The 20,572-nt window shown below is 56.0% G+C and carries 18 protein-coding genes and 5 pseudogenes; 20 read left to right on the plus strand and 3 right to left on the minus strand.

From position 1 onward, the window contains the following. Nucleotides 1–177: 177 nt before the first annotated feature. Nucleotides 178–869, plus strand: a pseudogene (locus tag ACT53T_RS22490) (IS110 family RNA-guided transposase); the annotation flags it as partial. A 496-nt stretch (nucleotides 870–1,365) separates the two neighbouring features. Here the strand turns inward: ACT53T_RS22490 and ACT53T_RS22495 are convergent. Further along, nucleotides 1,366–1,584, minus strand: a complete 219-nt coding sequence (locus ACT53T_RS22495; protein WP_476162932.1) for a hypothetical protein — start codon at nucleotides 1,582–1,584, stop codon at nucleotides 1,366–1,368. 52 nt (nucleotides 1,585–1,636) lie between these two features. Between ACT53T_RS22495 and ACT53T_RS22500 the strand changes: the two genes are divergently transcribed. The 17 genes and pseudogenes from ACT53T_RS22500 to ACT53T_RS22580 all read left to right on the plus strand — a co-directional run. After that, entirely contained in the window at nucleotides 1,637–1,771 is a 135-nt protein-coding gene (locus ACT53T_RS22500; RefSeq protein ID WP_476162992.1) for a hypothetical protein, read from the plus strand. Next, nucleotides 1,729–2,019: pseudogene (locus tag ACT53T_RS22505) on the plus strand (transposase); the annotation flags it as partial. The gene ACT53T_RS22500 and the pseudogene ACT53T_RS22505, both read left to right, overlap by 43 nt. 170 nt (nucleotides 2,020–2,189) lie before the next feature. Continuing rightward, nucleotides 2,190–3,392 carry a WcaI family glycosyltransferase gene (locus tag ACT53T_RS22510; RefSeq protein ID WP_476162933.1) on the plus strand — a complete coding sequence of 401 codons (1,203 nt, stop codon included), beginning with the start codon at nucleotides 2,190–2,192 and terminating at the stop codon, nucleotides 3,390–3,392. 210 nt (nucleotides 3,393–3,602) lie between these two features. Continuing rightward, nucleotides 3,603–4,970, plus strand: a complete 1,368-nt coding sequence (locus ACT53T_RS22515; protein ID WP_476162934.1) for a lipopolysaccharide biosynthesis protein — start codon at nucleotides 3,603–3,605, stop codon at nucleotides 4,968–4,970. A 102-nt stretch (nucleotides 4,971–5,072) separates the two neighbouring features. Next, a complete protein-coding gene (locus tag ACT53T_RS22520; RefSeq protein WP_476162935.1) occupies nucleotides 5,073–6,275 on the plus strand; it encodes an O-antigen ligase family protein in 1,203 nt (400 codons plus the stop codon). Next, a complete protein-coding gene (locus ACT53T_RS22525) occupies nucleotides 6,272–8,458 on the plus strand; it encodes a glycosyl hydrolase family 28-related protein (RefSeq protein WP_476162936.1) in 2,187 nt (728 codons plus the stop codon). Before ACT53T_RS22520 ends, ACT53T_RS22525 begins: the two co-directional genes overlap by 4 nt. A 200-nt stretch (nucleotides 8,459–8,658) precedes the next feature. Continuing rightward, complete coding sequence (locus ACT53T_RS22530) at nucleotides 8,659–9,345, plus strand: class I SAM-dependent methyltransferase (protein WP_476162937.1); 687 nt, start codon at nucleotides 8,659–8,661, stop codon at nucleotides 9,343–9,345. 5 nt (nucleotides 9,346–9,350) lie between these two features. Next, on the plus strand, nucleotides 9,351–9,956 hold the full coding sequence (locus ACT53T_RS22535; protein WP_476162938.1) for a DapH/DapD/GlmU-related protein: 606 nt from the start codon (nucleotides 9,351–9,353) through the stop codon (nucleotides 9,954–9,956). A 109-nt stretch (nucleotides 9,957–10,065) separates the two neighbouring features. Further along, a pseudogene (locus ACT53T_RS22540) lies at nucleotides 10,066–10,967 on the plus strand (IS630 family transposase). A gap of 150 nt (nucleotides 10,968–11,117) precedes the next feature. After that, nucleotides 11,118–11,408: a hypothetical protein gene (locus tag ACT53T_RS22545; protein ID WP_476162939.1), complete on the plus strand. Its 291-nt coding sequence runs from the start codon at nucleotides 11,118–11,120 to the stop codon at nucleotides 11,406–11,408. Then, complete coding sequence (locus tag ACT53T_RS22550; RefSeq protein WP_476162940.1) at nucleotides 11,381–11,773, plus strand: hypothetical protein; 393 nt, start codon at nucleotides 11,381–11,383, stop codon at nucleotides 11,771–11,773. The genes ACT53T_RS22545 and ACT53T_RS22550 overlap by 28 nt, the downstream gene beginning before the upstream one ends. A 435-nt stretch (nucleotides 11,774–12,208) precedes the next feature. Continuing rightward, the gene (locus ACT53T_RS22555; protein ID WP_476162941.1) at nucleotides 12,209–12,769 is read left to right on the plus strand and encodes an ISAs1 family transposase; all 561 of its coding nucleotides are present in this window, start codon (nucleotides 12,209–12,211) and stop codon (nucleotides 12,767–12,769) included. Beyond that, nucleotides 12,766–13,230 carry a hypothetical protein gene (locus tag ACT53T_RS22560; RefSeq protein ID WP_476162942.1) on the plus strand — a complete coding sequence of 155 codons (465 nt, stop codon included), beginning with the start codon at nucleotides 12,766–12,768 and terminating at the stop codon, nucleotides 13,228–13,230. The genes ACT53T_RS22555 and ACT53T_RS22560 overlap by 4 nt, the downstream gene beginning before the upstream one ends. Before the next feature lie 148 nt (nucleotides 13,231–13,378). Beyond that, nucleotides 13,379–14,593: a glycosyltransferase family 4 protein gene (locus tag ACT53T_RS22565; protein WP_476162943.1), complete on the plus strand. Its 1,215-nt coding sequence runs from the start codon at nucleotides 13,379–13,381 to the stop codon at nucleotides 14,591–14,593. Between the two features lie 60 nt (nucleotides 14,594–14,653). Next, nucleotides 14,654–15,739: a glycosyltransferase family 4 protein gene (locus ACT53T_RS22570; protein WP_476162944.1), complete on the plus strand. Its 1,086-nt coding sequence runs from the start codon at nucleotides 14,654–14,656 to the stop codon at nucleotides 15,737–15,739. 16 nt (nucleotides 15,740–15,755) lie between these two features. Further along, on the plus strand, nucleotides 15,756–16,688 hold the full coding sequence (locus ACT53T_RS22575) for a glycosyltransferase family 2 protein (RefSeq protein ID WP_476162945.1): 933 nt from the start codon (nucleotides 15,756–15,758) through the stop codon (nucleotides 16,686–16,688). Nucleotides 16,689–16,850: 162 nt separating this feature from the next. Next, nucleotides 16,851–17,420 (plus strand): annotated as a pseudogene (locus ACT53T_RS22580) (transposase); the annotation flags it as partial. Nucleotides 17,421–17,438: 18 nt separating this feature from the next. On the opposite strand, the gene ACT53T_RS22585 reads toward ACT53T_RS22580, so the two are convergent. Then, nucleotides 17,439–18,656 (minus strand): IS256 family transposase, encoded by a 1,218-nt coding sequence (locus ACT53T_RS22585; RefSeq protein WP_476162946.1) that lies wholly within the window; start codon nucleotides 18,654–18,656, stop codon nucleotides 17,439–17,441. 59 nt (nucleotides 18,657–18,715) lie between these two features. Here ACT53T_RS22585 and ACT53T_RS22590 point away from each other — a divergent pair. Then, nucleotides 18,716–18,925, plus strand: a pseudogene (locus ACT53T_RS22590) (IS3 family transposase); the annotation flags it as partial. Nucleotides 18,926–19,014: 89 nt separating this feature from the next. After that, the gene (locus tag ACT53T_RS22595) at nucleotides 19,015–19,293 is read left to right on the plus strand and encodes a transposase (RefSeq protein ID WP_476162993.1); all 279 of its coding nucleotides are present in this window, start codon (nucleotides 19,015–19,017) and stop codon (nucleotides 19,291–19,293) included. Here ACT53T_RS22595 and ACT53T_RS22600 read toward each other — a convergent pair. Beyond that, nucleotides 19,286–20,524: a glycosyltransferase gene (locus tag ACT53T_RS22600; protein WP_476162947.1), complete on the minus strand. Its 1,239-nt coding sequence runs from the start codon at nucleotides 20,522–20,524 to the stop codon at nucleotides 19,286–19,288. The two genes, ACT53T_RS22595 and ACT53T_RS22600, sit on opposite strands and share 8 nt — an antisense overlap. Nucleotides 20,525–20,572: the final 48 nt, after the last annotated feature.

Here is a 20,572-nt window from a genome sequence, read left to right on the forward strand (position 1 = left end):
GGGCGCTGAGCGATCAGGATACGCCTTTCGAAACCATATCAGTTCGTGCCCCTCTAGATGCTGTAATGGCCCCCGACCCGAGCCTGACGGCGAAGGACAGCGGCTTGTCTTCCGTATCATGGTGGGGCGGGGCTTTGGCCGCGGCCGGCCCCCGGGCATGCGGGGCGGAGACAGGATATGGAACATTATGTCGGAATTGACGTGTCTTTGGAACTCTCGAGCGTTTGCATCGTCGATGTCGGCGGCAAGATCGTTTCGGAGGCGAAGGTCGAAAGCCATCCAGATGCGATCGTCGCTTTCTTGCGTAAGCTCGGGCATTCGATCGAGCGTATCGGGCTGGAGGCCGGGCCGCTGTCGCAGTGGCTTCACGCTGGCCTGACCAAAGGCGGTTTCGAGACGGTGTTGCTGGAGACCCGTCACGTGAAGGCTGCGCTTTCGGCTATGACGGTCAAGACGGATCGTCGTGACGCGCGGGGCATCGCGCAGCTTCTGAGGATGGGCTGGTCCCGCCCCGTCCATTGCAAATCGCCGGGATCTCAGGAAGTGCGAGCATTGCTCGTGGCGCGAAAGGAGCTGCTCGGTAAGCTGTTGGATATCGAGTTCAGCATCCGCGGCATTCTTCGCGGCTTCGGGCTGAAGATGGGCGTGGTGACGCGCACCGGCTTCGTGGCGCGCGTTCGGGAGCTGTGCGCCGGCCAAGTATGTTGGAACAGATCGCCGACGCGGTCCTGGCTGCTCGCACCGCTCTGCGTAGGGAATATTAGAAGTTGCACAAGGCGATGCTGGCGATCGTCCGGCGGGACGAGGTTTGCCGCCGGCTGATGAGCGCGCCGGGCGTCGGCCCGCTGGTAACGATCACCTTCAAGACGGTGACCTGCTCCCGAAGTTTCATCCAGCGATGTCTTCGGAAGAACTCCCGCAATTCACGAAGAGTCGATCGAGTCCTCTCTCAAGATGTCCTCACTAGCTTCGTGCATATGTCGGCATCCGTCCCCTCATGTCAAAATCCAAGAAAACCCGTACCGAGGCTGCTGCCTGCTTGAAGCGCGCCGAACTTTCGTGTCTGGCCGAATCTGTGATCCCAATTCGCGACTCGTCGACCATCCATCTGATTCATCACGACAATCGAGCGAGAGTATAGCCGATGTTGCTAAGGACTGAAAGCGATAGAATGAACTCTCTCTGGGAGCATGGGTTTGCCTTGCCGTTAACGGTGCATCGCAGGCAAGACCACCTTTTTCTTGTCGTCCAAGTTAGCGGTGATTATAAGATGCACCTGTAGCTTGTCGGAGTCGGGCGGCGAGAGCGAATCCGATTCCGCGTTCAATTTGGGCCGAATCGAGCGATTCACCCGAAGTGCGGCAGCTATTCAAGAGGTGAGCCGCCGAGGGCGCCACTCGTTCCCTTTTGTTGAGAAAGATAAGAGATTTCTGGACTGTCCGAAATGCGGCGGTCAGGCAGCCCGATCAGTGTTTCATAGAGCATCGTCCGAGCATGGCGATTCACTAAAGCGGGACGGATTCCCATATCTCGAGCGGAGCGCTGATCGGGATTGAGCGGCGCGAGCGGCTGGGAGGGGATCATGGCGCTGTCGATGGATCTTCGCGAGAAGGTGATGAAGGCGATCCGGGGCGGGATGTCGCGACGACAGGCGGCCGCGCGGTTCGATATCGGTCCGGCGACCACCGTGCGCTGGGCCAAGCGGGTCGAGATCACCGGCGAGGTGGCCCGACGCTCTGCGCAGGAGAGATCGTGGCGCTGGACAATGTGAGCACCCATAAGGTCGTGGGCGTGCGGGAGGCAATCGAAGCGAAAGGCGCGAAGCTTCTTTATCTTCCGCCGTATTCGCCGGACTTCAATCCGATCGAAAAATCCTTCTCGAAGATCAAGTCGGTTCTCCAGCGCATCGCGGCGCGCACTGTCGATGCGCTCGACGCGGCGGTCGCCCAGGCCCTGCGAAGCGTCACGCCGAGCGAATGCACGAATTACTTCGCGGCGTCCGGCTATGACGCAGCTTGATCGGATTCCGCTCTAATGTCCACCTTTGGGTTTTAAAAAGAGCCGTTGCGATGAATAGGGTTGGTCCGGCCTTTGAAAGGAAAAGCGCTTCTAAATTAGAAGTCGAAGATAGATTATATAATAGTATGTGCTGCTATGATGTTGCACATACAGAATCGGCCCTAAAAATCTTGATTCATGCCATCAATTTCACGCCGGAATTGATTGGGTGTGGAAAATACACCACCGAGTTGGCTCAGTTTCTCGAATCGAGAGGCCACGAGATCGAGGTCGTCACCGCTCCGCCTCACTATCCTGGCTGGTTCGTGCGCGCACCTTATCGTGCGGGTGTTTACGCAAAGGAATTTGTCGGATCGATCCGAGTGACGCGATGTCCGATCGCGACGAGGGCAGGGGCTCCCGGTCTGTGGCGACTGTTGGCTCCGCTGAGTTTTGCCGTGGCTGCGGCGCCGGCGGTCGCATGGCGAATCTTTTGCTTCCGACCGGATGTCGTGATTTGTGTCGAACCGACGCTGATGTCTGCGCCGGTCGCCCTGCTGGCGGCAAAACTCGTCGGAGCGCGTAGCCTGCTCCATGTCCAAGACCTCGAAGTAGATGCGGCATTCGAAGTCGGCCCCCTGAAAGGCGGCGCCGTTCGGAAACTGGCAAATGGGGTCGAGCGTTGGCTTCTGGACGGGTTCGACAAAATTATAACGATTTCCCACAAGATGAACGAGGCGCTAGTCGTCAAACGACTGTCGCCGGGAAAAATATCGGTCTTGCGCAATTGGGTCGACACCACGGCTATTTCGCCGGCGGCGGAGACTTGCAGTCCTTTTCGTGAGGAACTCGCTCTACCTGTAAACGCTTTCGTCGTGCTCTACGCTGGCAACCTAGGTTCCAAACAGGGGCTTGAGGTCCTGATCGCGGCGGCGCGAAGGCTCGTATTAGAACATGATATATATTGCGTCTTCGCGGGCGCTGGTCCTATGCGTGAGACGCTGCAACGACAATCTGCCGACCTCCCCAATGTTCGCTTCCTACCAATTCAACCGGTAGAGAGAATGAATGAATTGCTTGCTCTTGCCAATTTGCATGTGTTGCCGCAGTCGAAGGGGGCTGCCGACCTCGTCCTGCCATCCAAGCTTGGCGGCATGTTGGCGAGCGGCCGCCCTATTATCGCAACCGCCGATTCCGACACGGAATTGCATGACCTGCTCTCGGACATCGCGCTATTGACGCCGGCCGGCGATAGTGACGCCCTTGCCGACGGCATACTGGCTGCTCGCGAGCTCGATTGGACGCAACGCGTTGAAAGAGGATTGCGCCTCGTCGAGACCATGAGCGCGCGAACGCTGCTGCCGCAATATGAAGCTTTGATGTTGGCCCGCTGACTTTTTGGCGATGCTACCCGAATAATCTATTGACTACGGCAACGGGTGTTTGTGGGTGCGATAATGGGCGTTGTCGCACGACGGTCGCATAGCGGTTGAGCCAAGTAATTCGTCGCGTGGAACGGCGATGATGGCGAATCGAATCTAGCAAATTGATGACGCTCCGGGTGTCTAAGTATCTCTTCAAAAACCGTTGTGGATCTAGCTCCAATGCCGATGATGGAAAAGGTTTCTCTGGCCATTGAGGAGCGTGTGGGTGGCTCATCAGAGCGAGACGCCTCACGCGAACATCGCGCTTTGGCGTCGGCGGCCGCCGCGGCATTTGCGAAGTTGGTCACGGTAGGGACAATGCTCGTCTCGGTCCCATTGACCCTCCGCTATCTCGGCCCGGAGCGCTACGGTCTCTGGATAGCGATGAGTTCCGTGATCTTTGCTCTTTCCTTCGCCGACCTTGGCACAGGAAGCGCCCTGCTGACTGTTGTCGCGGACGCTCATGGGCGTAGCGACTTCCGAACCATTCGAGAGGCGGTCTCCACGGCGATAGCTATTTTCATAGCCCTCGGCCTTGCGATATTGATCACGTTTTTGACAATTTTCCCCGTCGCACCGTGGGAAGCGGTTTTCAATGTTCAGTCGCAAACGGTGCACTCAGAGTTGAGGCTGAGTCTGCTTGTACTCGTCTCGTGCTTCGCTCTTTCTGTGCCATTGAGCGTGACGCCACGACTCCAGGGTGCTTTGCAGGAGGGTTACCGGGCCAACCTCTGGAGCACGCTCGGCGCCCTCCTGGGCCTCGTTGGGGTTTTGCTGGCCATTTCCTTTGATGCGGGATTACCCTGGCTAGTGTTTGCTGTCTCGGGGGCACCGCTTGCAGCCAATCTCATCAACGCGATCGTCTTCTTTGGGGAGAGAGGGCGGGGTCTTATCCCCAGCCCGCGCCTTGTCTCCATTTCCGTCGGTAGGCGCATTTTTCGGCAAGGGTTCGCGTTTCTCGGGCTGCAAATCATCGTCGCGATAAATGTCGCATCCGACAACCTCATCATCTCTCACCTCCTCGGTCCCCATGCAGTGACGGATTTTTCGATACCGGAGCGGATGTTCGGCTTAATTCCAATGCTCATCCATCTTGCGCTACAGCCACTTTGGCCAGCTTACGCCGAAGCTCGGGCGCGGAACGATCACGATTGGGTGAAAAAGACGCTTCAGCGCTCCTTCACGACCGCGCTGGCCGTCTCGACGACTTTCTGCGTGGGACTTGTTTTCGTCGGAGGCTGGGCTGTTGAGCTGTGGTCGGGCGGTGAAGTCGTCCCTGGAGTGGCGTTGCTTACCGGCCTGGCGCTGTGGAAGGTCGTCGATGCGGTAGAGTATTCTCTGACCCTTTTCTTAAACGGCACGGGCACTTTGAGACCGCAAGTCCAATTCGGTTTTTTGGCCATGGTGGCTTCGTTTTCAGGCAAGATGCTCCTGATACCGCTCGCGGGCCTGTACGTCGTTCCATGGGTTAGTGCGACCGCGAGAATTTCATTGAGCTTGATACCACTATATTTGTTCGTTGTTTATCGAAACAAAGCAGACAGCTAACCGCGGAATAGCTGATAAGGTCGGAGTCTTTCTTTGTCTATCTCGACACAGAACAGAACAGCTGGTACAAATATAACACCTGTGTTCATAATGTACTTGATAATGTTCGCCGCAACCTTCAAGCCTGTAGTGTTGCGCTTTGAGGGGCAAGAGTTCTCACTTGACATTCCGACCTCAGCGCCGATCGAGTTTCTTGAGAAAAGCTCATATCTTCTATTGCCGCTCGCGACCGCTGTATTCTTTTATCATCTTGTTAAAATGCGTCGGTGGCAGATGCTATTTATGCCGATATCGTCAATTATGTTGATAATGTCTATCTACACAGCGATCCGAGCCATCGCATACGATATAAACGACGGAATAAGGTTTGGGTTTCAATCAATCCTATATGCAATGCTATATGTGTATATTTCAATTATAGAAAGAAGAGCGCGTGGGTGCGCAAAACGATATATATCCAAAGCTTTGCTGGCAACATCGGTGACAATCGTTTTATTTAATGCATATAACTATGGTGCCGGGTTCGGATTTGCAGAAAATGTTCCAAGATATTTTGGAACTACGAACCATCCAAATTTTATGGGGACACAACTTTCTTTGGCCATTATTTCCATATTTTTTGCTGTCGAACACAAGGTGTTTTCAGGGCATTATTCTCTGCTAAGGTTTTTATCTTTAGGTGCGTGTCTACTTTGTGGCGCTTTTTTGCTTTACAATACGGGGTCTCGAACAGGACTTCTGATCGCATTGGTTGGCCTCTCAACATTTGTGTTAGTTACAAGAAACGTCACGCAGATTGTTTCGGCGGCTGTTTTTGGTGGCTTGGTAGGCTTGTATCGACTGAGCTTCGATAATGGATATGACACGTATTCGGACGTGTACGACCGCGGAGGCCAAAACACTAGATACGAGGCATGGAATACAATGTTCAATGAAATAATGGAGTCTCCGGTATTTGGTGCTGGGCACTTTCCGTCATTTTCAGAAAACTCATACCTGCGAGGCTGGGCTGCATTTGGAATATTATTTCTCATCGCAATGGTATTTGTGGAAGTAGCAATGCTTGTAATTATAGTCTCGCATTCAGTTGGCGGGAAATGTGAGAGAGAAGATGCATTGGTATGCTCTTTAGCTATTGGGCTATTTTTAGGAAGTTTGCTAGAGGGATTTCTCTTGGATGCATTCAGTCTTCCTGGCGTCGTCAATTTTTGTCTAGCTATGGCCTTCGATTGCATCGTCAAAGAGAAACAGCGGAGAGAAATTGGCCTGAATCAAGTGGCTGTTGCCGGAGATGCAGACTCATGATCGAACGCTCCGTTTGGCTTCCCCGATCTCGCGTCACATGTACCGTGGCGGTCTCGATTTGCGTTTTCTGCGGGCCTGCGTCTTCCGCCCCCGCTATCTTCTGGGTTAGCAATCCGGTCGCCCCAACGGAGACCGCTCTGATCGTCGGCCACGAACTCGACACGGTAAAAAGCGTTGAATTCGAATTGCTGCACGATTTGCCAATGGCCCCGAGCCGGGAGGTCGAAAGGCGAACAACCATCGTTCCGTTGCGCCAGTCGCCACAGACCCTCTATTTTGCACTACCACCCGATTGGCGCATGGGAGTCTATCGTTATGAGTTGAGCGGTCCCAACGGCACGGCCGTTGGACTGCTTAACCGCCCGATCCTTTACTGGGTGCAGGGAGAGGGGGGCGCTCGGCCCACAATGGGAGGCGAGCTACGGCTCTTCGGGCGTAACCTTGGGCTTGCGCCGCGCGCGCTGATCGAGTTCAAGACGCCCGACGGGCACGTGGTCGCGCGTCAGCCTTTGCAGAGGGCGTCCCTTTGGGCGGCGCAGACGATCGCGCCTCCCACACTCGCTCCGGGACCCTACGTGGTTTCGGTCTGGAACGGGCGCGGCGATGCGACGGCTTGGTCTGAAGGGCTGCCGATCGAAATTGCGCCGCCTCCGGCGTCCACATCAAAGCTGCAACTGTCGGCGAAGGATTTTGGCGCAAAGGGAGACGGTGCGACCGACGATGCTGCTGCGATAGAGACTGGTTTGGCCGAGGCCGGCAAGAAGGGCGGGGTGCTCTTGCTGCCCCCAGGGCGCTATCTGCTGAAGCGAGCGATTCGGCTCCCTGAAGGTGCGACGCTGCGCGGCACCGACCGCGATCTTTCAAGCCTACTTTGGCCCGATTTCGAATTCCCTCCCGAAAGCCTGATTCGCGGGGCCGGTCATTTCAGCGTTGAGGATTTGACGCTTTACGCTTCTAATCACCAGCATGTGCTGAGCGGGGGCTTCGACCCGGGAATCGCCGCCAAAGGCGACATTCACATCCGCCGCATTCGGATCCGCGCCTCCGCCTATCGGGGCCACATCGACGTGGACGAGGTTCATCGGCGCGAAGCGGCACTTGCGGCTCGCGGTGGCGGCCCCAATGGCGGTGCCGGCATCCGCCTCCGAGGCGATAATCTCGAAATCACGGACAGCGATGTTTACGCTTCGTCAAGTGCACTCTTCGTGCTCGATTCCCAGAACGTTTCGATCACCGGCAACCGACTGTATAACGGCCGCGGCGGCTGGTATTCATTCTCGGGCTGCAAAGAAGCGATCATCGAGGGCAACGAGTTTGTCGGCGCGGATCTCGGGGCTTCCGGCGGAGGCGTAAACACTCTCTTTTCTTCACGCGGCGCATCGGAAAACATCTGGCTCGCCAACAATAAGTTCAGGTTGATGCATGGCTGGGATCGCGAGGCGATGACCGCCGATGGCCCGGGCGGAAGCTTTTACGGGCATGTTGTCGAGGTTTCAGGACGCCATTTGAAGCTCGATGGCGCGTTGATGCCCCACACGCATTCCCCAATCGGCCAGGGCGTGTTCATATTGGATGGGCGGGGGGCCGGGGAATTCGCGCAGATCGCGAAGGCCGAGAACAGTACCGTCATGCTCGATCGGGACTGGAGCGTGCTGCCTGATAACGGTTCATTAATTACGATCGTTCCAATGGCCCAGCACTATCTGATCGTGGGCAATGAATTTTCCGACGCCGGCGCCGCGGTGCAGTTCTATGGAACTTCGGTCGAACATGTGGTCGCCGAAAACACTTCGGCGCGAACGGCCGGTTTCATCAATCAGGGCCGCTGGTACCACCATTTCCAACCGAGCTGGTATATTCAATATCTGAACAATCGCATCAACGATGGAACCGTCTATCGTGGCGGTCCTGACAATTCGATCTTTTCCGGCGAGGCAGTGATCGGTGCCTATGGCTTGCGGCAAAAGGAAAACTCCCCGCCGTTGGCGCTCGGCGTCGTGATGCGAGGCAATTTCCTTGCCGAAAATGCGCACGTCGAAATCGGCGGCTGCGGTGGCGCGGCACCGATGATGCGCGGGGTACTGGTTGAAAGCAACAGTATCTCAGACAGCAGCGCGCCTATCCGAGGTGCCGAGGACGATTGTGACGCGGTCGTGCGGGCCAACGGCAGTGCGGCCAAGTGAGGCGCTTCCCCCCCTGTACCATGCGAAGAGCGCCGGACAGCCTCTGGGCTGGTTAGGTTAGTTTTTCAGAATTGAACCGTCGGTACCGCATAGCTCCTTCACGAAAGCGCAATCGCGCGGGTTAAAGAAAGCCACTCTTCTTATAGTATAGCCTACTATGAAGCATAGAGGTGGCCGCTTCAAAATTAAAGGAGATGAGAGTGAGTTCAAAAGAGAGGTTTTACGACGAATATCGTGATTTCAAGAGCTGGGGTGAGGAGCCTTCCAGATCAGATGAATTTAATGGTATTTTCAAAAACATTCTAGATAAAACATCTAGCAAGATACTCGAAATCGGGTTCGGACCTGGATATTTTTTGGATTGGGCTCGTGAAAGAGGGCACACTGTATGTGGTATCGAAATTATTTTGGAGGCAATCTATTCCGCAAATAAACGTGGACACAGCGTTTACACTTGGAGTGAATGGAACTCGATATCCGTGCCGTTTGATATTATCGTTGCACTAGATGTATTTGAGCACATTGAACCTTTTAAGCTTCAAGAAATACTTGAAAAACTGAAAGAAGCGTTGACTGATGACGGGAAAATGGTAATAAAAATTCCAAATGGAGAAAGTCCATTCGCCGGAAAATATTTGTATACAGATATGACTCACGAAAGACCTATGACTGCCGACTCTCTACGTCAAATTGGACAAACGTGCGGTCTAAAGCTGCATTCAGTATACAACGCTCGCGCTCGGCCTAAAAAATTAAAAAGGCGATTCGTTAAGTTTCTAGTGCATTTTTTAAGGGACATAATCGAAATTATATTTGGATATTTGTATTTTGGGTGTAGATCTCCTCTTGACCCAAGTATTGTTGTGGTTATGATCAAAAAAGGTTGACGCAAATGGAGCACTTTGTTGCTTTTGAAAGGCAGAAAAAATTGGGAGATAGTCCTTGGACGTTTCGGCAGCGCTTTCTCATGGCCTCCTGGCTTTTTGCCTGGGCCGTGCTCTGTTCGTGGACGCCAAAGCCGTTAAACTCATGGCGCATTCTTATACTGAAATTGTTCGGAGCTCGGATTCACGGAAAGCCATTTGTGCATGCGGGGGCCCGTATCTACATACCGTGGAACCTCATTTTACGGGATGGCGCATGTATTGGTGATCGTGCAAATGCTTATTCTCTTGGAGAGATTGAGCTAATGGAATTAGCTACCGTTGCACAGGAAGCCTACTTGTGCACAGGGACTCACGCGTTCGATATGCCTTCTCAAAAATTGATCGTAGAAAAAATAACAATAGGGCCAGGATCATTTATTGGAGCGCGGGCATTTCTGATGCCGGGAGTGCAAATAGGGAAAAAAGCAATCATTGGAGCCTGTGCAGTTGTTACTAAAGATGTGGGCGATTATGATATGGTTGCTGGAAACCCTGCAAAGTCCATAAAACAAAATCTGCATCAGGGTTTGCGACCAGATGGCGGAGATCAGCTCTCGTTTTCTCCAAGGTGATTGTTAGAGCGTCATCCGAGCATGGCGATTCAATAAAGCGGGACGGATTCCCATATCTCGAGCGGAGCGCTGATCGGGATTGAGCGGCGCGAGCGGCTGGGAGGGGATCATGGCGCTGTCGATGGATCTTCGTGAGAAGGTGATGAAGGCGATCCGGGGCGGGATGTCGCGATGACAGGCGGCCGCACGGTTCGATATCGGTCCGGCGACGGCCGTGCGCTGGGCCAAGCGGGTCGAGATCACCGGCGAGGTGGCGCCGGGCAAGATGGGCGGCGCCGCCGCTCGCAGCGCATCGAGGCGCACGCCGATTTCATCCTCGCGCAGATAAAGGACAAGCCCGACATGACGGTCATGGAGCTGCGCGACAAGATCAGGGAGAGCCATGGCCTCGCCGTCGGCTATGGGACGGTGTGGCGGTTCCTCGCGCGCCATGGGATCACGCGCAAGAAGAAGACCGGCCATGCCGCGGAGCAGGACAGGGAGGACGTCGCCGAGGCCCGAGAGGAATGGTTCGAGGGGGAACTCGATCTCGACCCGGAAAAGCTGGTTTTCCTCGACGAGACGAGCGTCTCGACGAACATGGCGCGGCGCTTCGGCCGGGCGCCGCGCGGCGAGCGTTGCCGTGCGTCGGTCCCGTTCGGACATTGGGAGACGACGACGCTGATCGACGGCGCGCTCGATGGACGCTCGTTCCTGGCCTATGTCGAGCAGGTTCTGGCGCCGACGCTCTGCGCAGGAGAGATCGTGGTGCTGGACAATGTGAGCACCCACAAGATCGTGGGCAGGCGGGAGGCGATCGAAGCGAAAGGCGCGAAGGTCCTTTATCTTCCGCCCTATTCGCCGGACTTCAATCCGATCGAAAAATCCTTCTCGAAGATCAAGTCGGTTCTCCAGCGCATCGCGGCGCGCACTGTCGATGCGCTCGACGCGGCGGTCGCCCAGGCCCTGCGAAGCGTCACGCCGAGCGAATGCGCGAATTACTTTGCGGCGTCCGGCTATGATGCAGCTTGATCGGATTCCGCTCTAACACGCACGAGTTCATTCGCGCTCATCGCCTGCAAATAAACCGCGCTGGCCTGAAGTTGCCCTGCACGCCGTCCTAATCGGGACTGTGGAGGAGATTCTGCATGGGATCGATTCGACCGCCTTGGAGGCGCCGTTTTGACGCTACGCCGCGAGCATGCCGAAGCCGCTCGACGTGGAAGGACTGCCCCGATTGCCGGCGACGGGAAAACGCTGCGCGGTAGCTTCGACGGATTCAGCGATCGCAAGGCCGCGCATATGATGTCGGCGCTGCGCCACGCTGAACGAATTGTACTTGCACATATGACGGTCGCCGAAAAGAGCAACGAGATTCCCACCGCGCTGGAGTTGATCGAAGTGCTGAGATTGAAGGCATGCCTGTTCACGCTCGACGCCGAACATTGTCCAATAAACTGTTCGAAGGCGTGATCGCGTCCGGCAATCACCTGCTGACCCAGTTGGAGGACAATCAGCGGCGCCTGCGTCGCCTGCTCGAGTTCGGCCCGGCGGGCCGGAAGCCGAGTGGCTCCGCGTCGGGGCGGTTGAAAGGTCGCGCCCGCTGGGAGACACGAAAACTCTCGGTTTTTCCAGTGAAGGCCAGGTTCAACTATATGCCGTGGGAGCCGCTCATCAGGACCGCGCTGTGGCTGGAGCGCGCGATCTGCCGCCGCGATCCGGTGACCAGTCTGCAAGATTGCGACCGTCTATTGGGTATCCTCGGCGGCCGGCCCGCCGCCAGAACGCGCGCTGCTCTCGATATCCAAGGTGTCCTCGAAATATCTGCGGTTCATTAAGAACTGAACAGGCCTGACTGAACGCCTCCGCGGTGATGGCGTCATTCTCGCCGTGCTCGACATAACGCTCTATGCGGGACGCGCCGAGCGGCAAGCCTCCATGCCCCGTGCATTTGCGAGCGTCTGATCTCACACGTCACGGCCGCTCAGTCTTCGACGAGGCAGCCAGTTCGCCTCGAAATAGTACGTGGCCAAGTCGACGGCGGCCCTCATAAACTCTCCCTCTTTGTTCCGCTCTCGGCAGCCGCGTTCCAATGCGCCGAGGAGAGGCCGACCCCTATATCCTTCGCCGGTGACAATTTTCGCCGCCTGCTGGCTTGGCTCGTACTTGTAGGCAGGGCTGTTTAGTTCTCTGATCTTTGGTGGCGGCTTTGCGATTCCCATCACGGCAGATGTGTGAATCTATAGGTGACAACCCGAATCAGAGGTTGTCGCATGCAGGTGTCGCTGCTGGAGATTTTGCAGGAAATTCCTGACCATCGTCGTCTGGAGGGCAAGCGGTTCGATCTTTCGACCGTGCTGCTCTACGCGATCCTCGCCATGGTCGCCGGGGCCAATTCCTATCGGCAGATGCATGAGTTCATTCGCGTGCATCGTCTTCGATTGAACGACGCCTTCGGCCTGAAGCTGCCCTACACGCCGTCTTACACCGGCCTGCGGCTGATCCTGCAAGGCGTCGACCCGGCAGCGTTGGAGGCGGCGTTTCAACGTCATGCCGCGAGCATGCCGGCGCCGCCCGCCCTGGAGGGGCTGACGGCGATCGCCGTCGATGGAAAGACGCTGCGCGGCAGCTTCGACGCATTCAACGACAGGAAAGCCGCGCATATGATGTCGGCTCTGCGCCACGCCGATCGGATCGTGCTCGCGCATGTGATGGTCGCCGAAAAGAGCAATGAGATTCCCACCGCGCCGGAACTGATCGAAGCGCTGGGATTGAAGAGCTGCCTATTCACGCTCGACGCCGAACATTGCCAAAAAAACTTTTCGAACGCGTGATCGCGTCCGGCAATCATTTGCTGACGCAGGTGAAAGACAATCAGCCGGGCCTGCGTCGCCTGCTCGAACTGGGCGCGGCGGGCCGCAAGCCGAGAGGTTGTGCAATGAGCCGGTCGAAAGGCCGCAATCGCTGGGAGACGCGCAAGCTGATGGTCTTTCCGGCGAAGGCGTGGTTCCGCCATACGGCGTGGGAGCCCTTCATCAAGACCGTGCTTCGGCTGGAGCGCACAATCTACCGCCGGGATCCGGCGACCGGTCTTTTGAAGCAGACGATCGAGGTTGTCTATTGGGTGTCCTCGGCGGCCGGTCCGACGCCCGAGCGCTGGAACGAATGGCTCAGGGGCCCATTGGCGCATCGAGAACGGCAGCCATTACGTGCGCGACGTGGCGTTCGCGGAGGACGCTTCACGCATTCGCAAGAACCCCGACATCGTCGCGCGGTTGCGTTCCTTCGCCTATAATCTCCTGCGCGCCGACGGCTGCCACAACATCAAGAACGCCAGATGGCGCGCCGCTCTCGATATCCGATTCGCCTTAGAAACAGCAGGGTTTTATTGAGAACTCAACAGCCCTGTACTTGTAGGCCCTCTCGCTCGCCGACCACCTTCCGTGCAAGCCGATAAAAAATCAAAGCTTTACCGCCTGAACGGCGTTCTTCACGCGCGACTTATGCGAATTCTGAGTGAATGGCAGGTCGCACGTTATAGACGTAACTACGGAGTTGCCCCGATGAGGCGTCCTCTAAAAATTGCGATCGTCGACACATATATTCCAGACAAAAGATTTAGCATGCAATTATTTGCGCGCCTCCTTGGCTCCGAGCTTCCAAAGCACCATGGGATCGAGACTGTTTTGATATCTCCGAATCAGAACCGATGTCATCTGGGGCTGAAAATTATCCGAAAATATGTATCGTTTCCAGCTAAAATATTGTATGCATCATTATTTACAGATATAGTTCATTTTTCTGATACATCTCACGCTATTTTTTTGAATTTTCTTCCATTAAAAGCGATCGTAACCGTGCATGACCTCGGAGGATTAAACGATCCTACCAATTCTCATTCTTTTTTGAAATCAGTATGGCAAAAGTTAATCGCAAGGGGACTAGGAAAGGCCACTAAGTTGGTATGCGTAAGTTCGCAGTCTGCGGATGAAGCAAGAAAGCATGTAAATATATCTGACGAACGTATTAGTGTAATACTGAATTCAACATATCAGTTGTTTCCGTGCCTATCAGATTCAAGTGCTGCAAATATTTTAGATAAATACGACAAAAATATAAGAAATAGACCATATATACTACATATCGGCTCGAATGAGCGCCGAAAAAATCGGATCAGTGTTGTAAAAACGTTACTCGAATTAAGGAAATTCGGGGATTACCAATTGGTTCTTGCTGGATACCTCCCGAACGAGGAGCTGCGTGACTTTATTTATCAGAATCAATTAGGTAATCATGTTATTTCTGTCGAGATGCCGTGCATTGATGCTGTTGCTGCGCTCTACAAATTTGCAGAAGCGCTTGTCTTTCCTTCGTATTACGAGGGATTTGGTATTCCAGTGGCGGAAGCACAGATGAATGGATGTCCTGTTGTCTGCAGTAATATTTCGCCACATTTGGAAATATTAAATGGAACTGGAATGGTTGCGGAGCCAGAAGATGCAGTGAAAATGTCACGGTTTGTTGCATCTCTAAGTGATCAAACGGTTAGAAATAGAATCATTCGTAAAGGTATCGAAAATGGTAAACGATTTACAATTGAACGAGCGTTGTCCGAATATGCTCAGCTTTATCGGAATCTCGACGAGTTACATTTCTAAACAATATTATAAATAAGTCAGGAAAATGCGATGCGCATAACTTGTGTGCTTGGACCTTACTTGCCGGTTCCACCACTTCGTGGCGGTGCTGTCGAGCGCATCTGGCTGAACTTGTGCGATGAGTTCGCTCGTCAAGGCCATGAGATAACGATTATTTCTCGTCGTTTCGGAACCTTGCCGAAGGAGGAAACGCGCGACGGTGTGAAACATATCCGACTACCCTCGATCGATGCGCCGCGATCGAGGATATTGTATCGGCTGTTCGATCTCATTTATGCGGTGCGCGTCAGCTTGGTTCTGCCCCGTTCCGACGTCACTGTAACGAACAGCGTCTCCTTGCCAATCATTATTCCGCGTAGCCGTGCCAACAAGATTTACGTCAGCGTTGCGCGTTTCCCCAAAAATCAAATGGCATTGTATTGGCGAGCAGATCGGCTTCAGGCCGTGTCCAGCGTTGTTGCCTCGGCAATCGGGGAACAATCACCGGGATGCGCCAAACTCGTTAAAGTAATTCCGAATTGTTTGCCGCTCAGCTTCACAGAACGCCGGACGACCGCGCGCGGCCCGCGGGACAAGGAAATTCTTTTCGTAGGTCGGATTGCGCGCGAAAAAGGGCTCGATCTTCTCGTCCGTGCATTTTCGCGCCTAAAAGCGAATGACGAATGGCGGCTGACTTTGCTGGGGCCTAGTGAGATTTCACATGGCGGTGACGGCTCCGCTTATCGCGATGAGCTTTTGGAGATAGCTGAGCAAGCGCGCGTCGTCATCCGCATCGAGGAACCAATATTCGACGAACAGCGTCTCATTGAGCGCTATCGCGCGGCGGACATATTTGTGTATCCCTCGGTATCCGAAACGGGAGAGTCGTTCGGCATGGCGCCGCTGGAGGCGATGAGTTGCGGGTGTGCGGTAATCGTTTCTAAACTCCCGTGTTTTGAAGATTTTCTTAAGGATGGCGTGAATGGCTTCGTTTTCGACCACCGGGAGGGCGATGGAGAGGCGCTTCAAGGCTTACTTACCATGTTGATCGAAAATGAAAGTTTGAGGGAGACCGCGGCAATGGAAGCAATCAACACAACAAAACGCTTTGACGTAGAACTGGTTGCTCAAGAGTTCATCGAGGATTTCGCCTCTTTAACGTCTTAAGTGATACAGGCGGGCAATGACAGAAACCCAGCACATGTCGAATTTGACTATCATCATTCTGACCTTCAATGAAAGCACGCACATTGAAAGGATTCTCAGGAATATACGGCCGTTGTGCGCGAGAGTTTTCATCGTGGATTCCTTTTCAACCGATCGAACAGTCGAACTTGCCCGCGCCACCGGGGCCCTTATCGTTCAACATGAATTCTCGCATCAGGCCCAGCAATTCCAGTGGGCGTTGGACAATCTGCCGATCGAAACCGAGTGGGTGATGCGGCTCGACGCCGATGAGACTTTGACATCGGATCTTATTGAAGAGATTAAACAAAAACTGCCACTGCTTCCGCGGGGCGTGAACGGTGTCCATCTCAAACGCCGGCATATCTTTATGGACCGCTGGATCAAGCACGGTGGACGCTATCCGCTCACTCTCTTGCGCATCTGGTGCAAGGACTCCGCGACGATCGAAGAGCGTTGGATGGACGAGCATATGGTGCTACTGCATGGCCGAGCCGTGACTTTCGAACATGACTTTTGTGACCACAATGTCAACAATCTTGCCTTCTTTACCGACAAACACAATAAGTATGCAACGCGCGAAGCGATTGACCGGCTGAACGCCGAATTCTGCCTCATTCCGCGCGACGAAGCGGTGGTGGAGGGCGCGAGCAGTCCCCAGGCGCGGTTGAAGCGCCTGATCAAGGAGCGGCTCTACAATCATTTGCCTTTCGGCCTTGGTCCACTGGCCTATTTTGTCTGGCGCTACTTCTTCCAGCTTGGTTTTCTCGACGGGCGTGAGGGTCTGATCTATCACTTTTTGCAAGGCTTTTGGTATCGCTTCCTTGTGGAAGCGCGCGTGTTGGAGTTGCGTCGCGCAATTGCTAATCTCCACGAAAAGGAAGCCATCAAGTCCGAACTGAGCCGACTGACCGGGCTTGCCATCAAATAGCCTCGGCCGATATCGGCTGTCACTGCGCCGGCTCGTGCGCGCACGTCCATAGAAATATCCTTGTGCACGCCAACGTCGGTCAACGAGATTCGGGCTCGCTTATGACCCCTGAAAAACTCCACCAGCATCGATTGGAGTCCGGCCGATTGCAGGACGGACACGATGAAGAAGAAACGGTTCACGGAAGAGCAGATCATCGGGATTTTGCGGGAGCAGGAAGACGGCGCGAAGGCGGCCTACCTGGCGCGCAAATACGCGGTTTCGGAGACGACTACAATTGGAAGGCCAAATTCGGCGGCATGGACGTTTCCGAGGCCAAGCAGCTGAAGGCGCTGGAGGAGGTAAACGTGCGTCTGAAGAAGCTCTTGGTCGATCAGATGCTCGATGCGGCGGCGCTTCGCGAGTTCCTGGCAGAAAATGGTAGGGCTCGCCGTCAAGCGCGAAGCCGTCGCGCACCTCCAGGCCGTCATTGGTCTGTCGGAACGTCGGGCCTGCCGGATTGTCGCGATCGATCGCAAGACGGCGCGCTACACGTCGACGCGCCCGACCGACGCCAAGCTTCGACCTGAGGTGCGCGATCCTGCCAATGCGCGGCGACGCTTCGGCTACCGGCGGCTGTTCGTCTTGCTTCGTCAGCGGGGCGATGGCTCGGGCAAGAATCGCATCTATCGGCTCTACCGCGAGGAAGGGCTGACGGGGAGGAAGGGGAGTGTCAGGAATTTCGTGTGTGGGCGGGCGGGTTGAACATCGTCAGACCATCGCTCTTGTGAAGCGCTCGCCGAAGAGGATGGCGAATTGCGCCTTGGCCAGGCTCCACTCACGAGCCGGCATCGTCCACTCTTTCTCGGTCCGGTTCAAGACCAAGAACAGCAGCTTCAGCGCGGCCTCGTCGGTGGGGAAGTGTCCCCGGGCGCGGACGGCGCGCCGCAGCTTCGCATTCAGCGCCTCGATGGCATTCGTGGTGTAGATGAGCCGACGGACCTCCTTCGGGAAGGCGAAGAACGGGACGACCTCGCCCCAGGCGCGGCGCCAACTCTGGGCGATCGCCGGATATTTCCGCCCCCATTCGCTCGCTTCGAAGGCGCCGAGGGCCGCAACGCAGGCCTCGTCGTCGAGCGCCTGGTAGATCGGCTTCAACTCGGCGACCACGGCCTTGCGATCCTTCCAGGATACGAAATCGAGGCTGAGCCGCAGCAGGTGGACGATGCAGGTCTGGACCGTCGTCTCGGGAAAGACCGCCAGGAACGCATCGGGAAAGCCCTTCAAACCGTCGACGACGGCGATCAGGATGTCCTCGACGCCACGATTGCGCAGTTCGTTCATGACCCGCAGCCAGAATTTGGCGCCCTCGTTCTGCTCCAGCCACAGCCCGAGGATCTCCTTGACGCCGTCGGCCCGTACGCCGAGGGCGACGTGGACCGCCTTGTTGCGGACCAGGCCCTCGTCGCGGATCTTCACTCGGATCGCGTCGAAGAAGACCAGCGGATAGGTCGTCTCCAGCGGTCGCGCCTGCCAGACGGCGACTTCGTCGAGAACGGCGTCGGTCACCGCGCTGATCAGGTCGGGCGAGACGTCGACGCCGTAGAGTTCGCGCAAATGGCCGACGATCTCCCGCGTGCTCATGCGGCGCGCATACATCGAGATGATCTTGTCGTCGAAGCCGGGGAACCGCCTCTGGTATTTGGCGATCAACTGCGGATCGAAGGTCGCCTGCCGATCCCGAGGTATCTCCAAATCGATCTTGCCGGTGTCGGTCACCACCGACTTCCGACCGTAGCCGTTCCGGCTGTTTGCCGCCTCGCCGGTCGCAAGGTGGTGATCCATCTCGGCGTTGAGGGCGCGCTCGGCCAACGCCTTCTTCAGATCGTCGAGCAGGCCGTTCGGGTCGAAGGCCGTCTTGGGATCGGCCCCGGCCAGCAACTGGTCCAGAAGCGCGTCAGGGATGCGGGGCTCTTTGCGTCGGGCCATGGAAGATCTCCTTCTTCTCCATCATGCCCGCCCACACACGAAATTTTTGACACTCCCGGAGGAAGCGCCGCGCGTGCCGCCGCGCTGTGGGAACACGGGCGCCGATTCTCGTCGAGGCGAAGCCGAATGCCCGATGGTCTCTCGACTTCGCGCACGACCAGCTCGCCAGCGGCCGACGATTCTGCATCCTGAACATCGTCAACGACGCGACGCGCGAATGCCTGGCGGCGATCCCGGACACGTCGATCTCCGGCAAGCGGGTGGCGCGTGGTAAGCGTTCGCCCGGCGCCATTCTGGCGGCGCGTATCGTGGAAGTGGTAGCGGTTGCACATGCATAGCAACATCTATGTCTTCGCCTATGCGCAGAACTGACACGAACCAGTTCATCGAGGTCCGCGCCGAACGTCTCGAAGGAGCGCCGGTCGGAGAACGCCGACGTTGGTCGGAGGAATTCAAGGACCGAGCGATCACCGCGTCGCTGGAGCCCGGCACGAATGTCTCGGCGCTAGCGCGTTCGCTGGATATCACACCGTCGCAACTTTTCGGATGGCGACGCGCTGCCGCTCTCCGCGCGGAAAAGATCGAGCGTCAGGCGCTGGCGGAGCCGCTCCCGTCCAAGTGCGATAACGTCAGTTAGGGCAGCCGGACTCGTGCACAACGCTACTTGAATGACTCTCTCCGCTAACCTCCCATGCCAACAAATTCAATAGGTCTATCGCGTTTTTTTCGAGATCGTAGCGGGTGAGAAAGCTGCTGCGTCCTTGCGCTCCCATGGCGTCGCGTTGCGCCGGCGTGAGCGCCAGCATCTGCTTGAGGCCGATCGCGACCGCCTCAGCGTCGTCATTGACCACGATTCCACCCGCGTCGGCTTTGACCTCCCGCCAAATATTCACCTTGTTGGTGATCAGCACCGGTCGCGACAGTGCCATCGCCTCGGCGACGACAATGCCGAAATTTTCCTGATGCGACGGCAGCACGAAGAGCTCCGCCGCGCGAAAGGCGCCCCATTTGGCGTCGCCGCTCAACATGCCCGGCCAATGCACACGCTTGTCGAGGCCTAGATCTTCCGTGCGCTTTTTCAAGGTTGCCTTAAGGCCGACCTGATCCGGCCCGGCGATCACGAGGTCGAATTGGGGAAATTCATCCGCTACACTCGCAAAGGCGTCGATCAGCAGATCGACGCCTTTTTTTTCGTGAATACGGCTCAAGAACAGTATGAGCTTCCGCCCGCGCGCCGTCGGGAGCACTTCGAAAAAAGCGGCGCGCTGCGCTTTGGGGTCGCCTGAGATATCACGCGTCCCATATCCGACGACGAATTCCCGCGCCTTGTAAGGCGAGAACGACTCCGCCGCCAATTGTCGCTCCTCCTCGCAAGTGAAGAGGACCCCGCGCGCATCGCGTAACACCCTATTTTCGAACAGCTTCCAAAAGATCGATTTGAAAATTGTCTTTCTGGGATAGGTGTGGTTGAACCACGGATCGAGCATGCCGTGCGTGAATACGAAATACGGAACCGTCAAACCATGCAGGGCGCGCCAGCTTCCAAAGGAAGCGTAATTCCATAAGCCATTGATGATGATCGCGTCGTAATTATTGCCGTAGCACCTCAGCCATTTCACGAGATACGGCGAGTAACCATAGCCGAGCCAGGGAATGAGCCGGCGAAGAAAGGCTTGGCCGCGGCCTGGAACCCCGACAGCAAAGGTCGTCACTGGCGATTGGGCGACCCAAGGGGCGTCTGGCGGATCGAGACAGAGAATGTGCCGTTGATGGCCATGACGAAGCCAAACCTGGGAACTTGAGAATACGCCTTGAATCGGACCGCCGCCGCGCGGGTCGACGGATGCAATGACATGTAGAACTCTCACGGATGGTTATCCTTGTGCAGGGAAGAGGTCTATGGAATGAAAAGGCGT

The organism is Methylosinus sp. DMC45 (assembly GCF_056313885.1).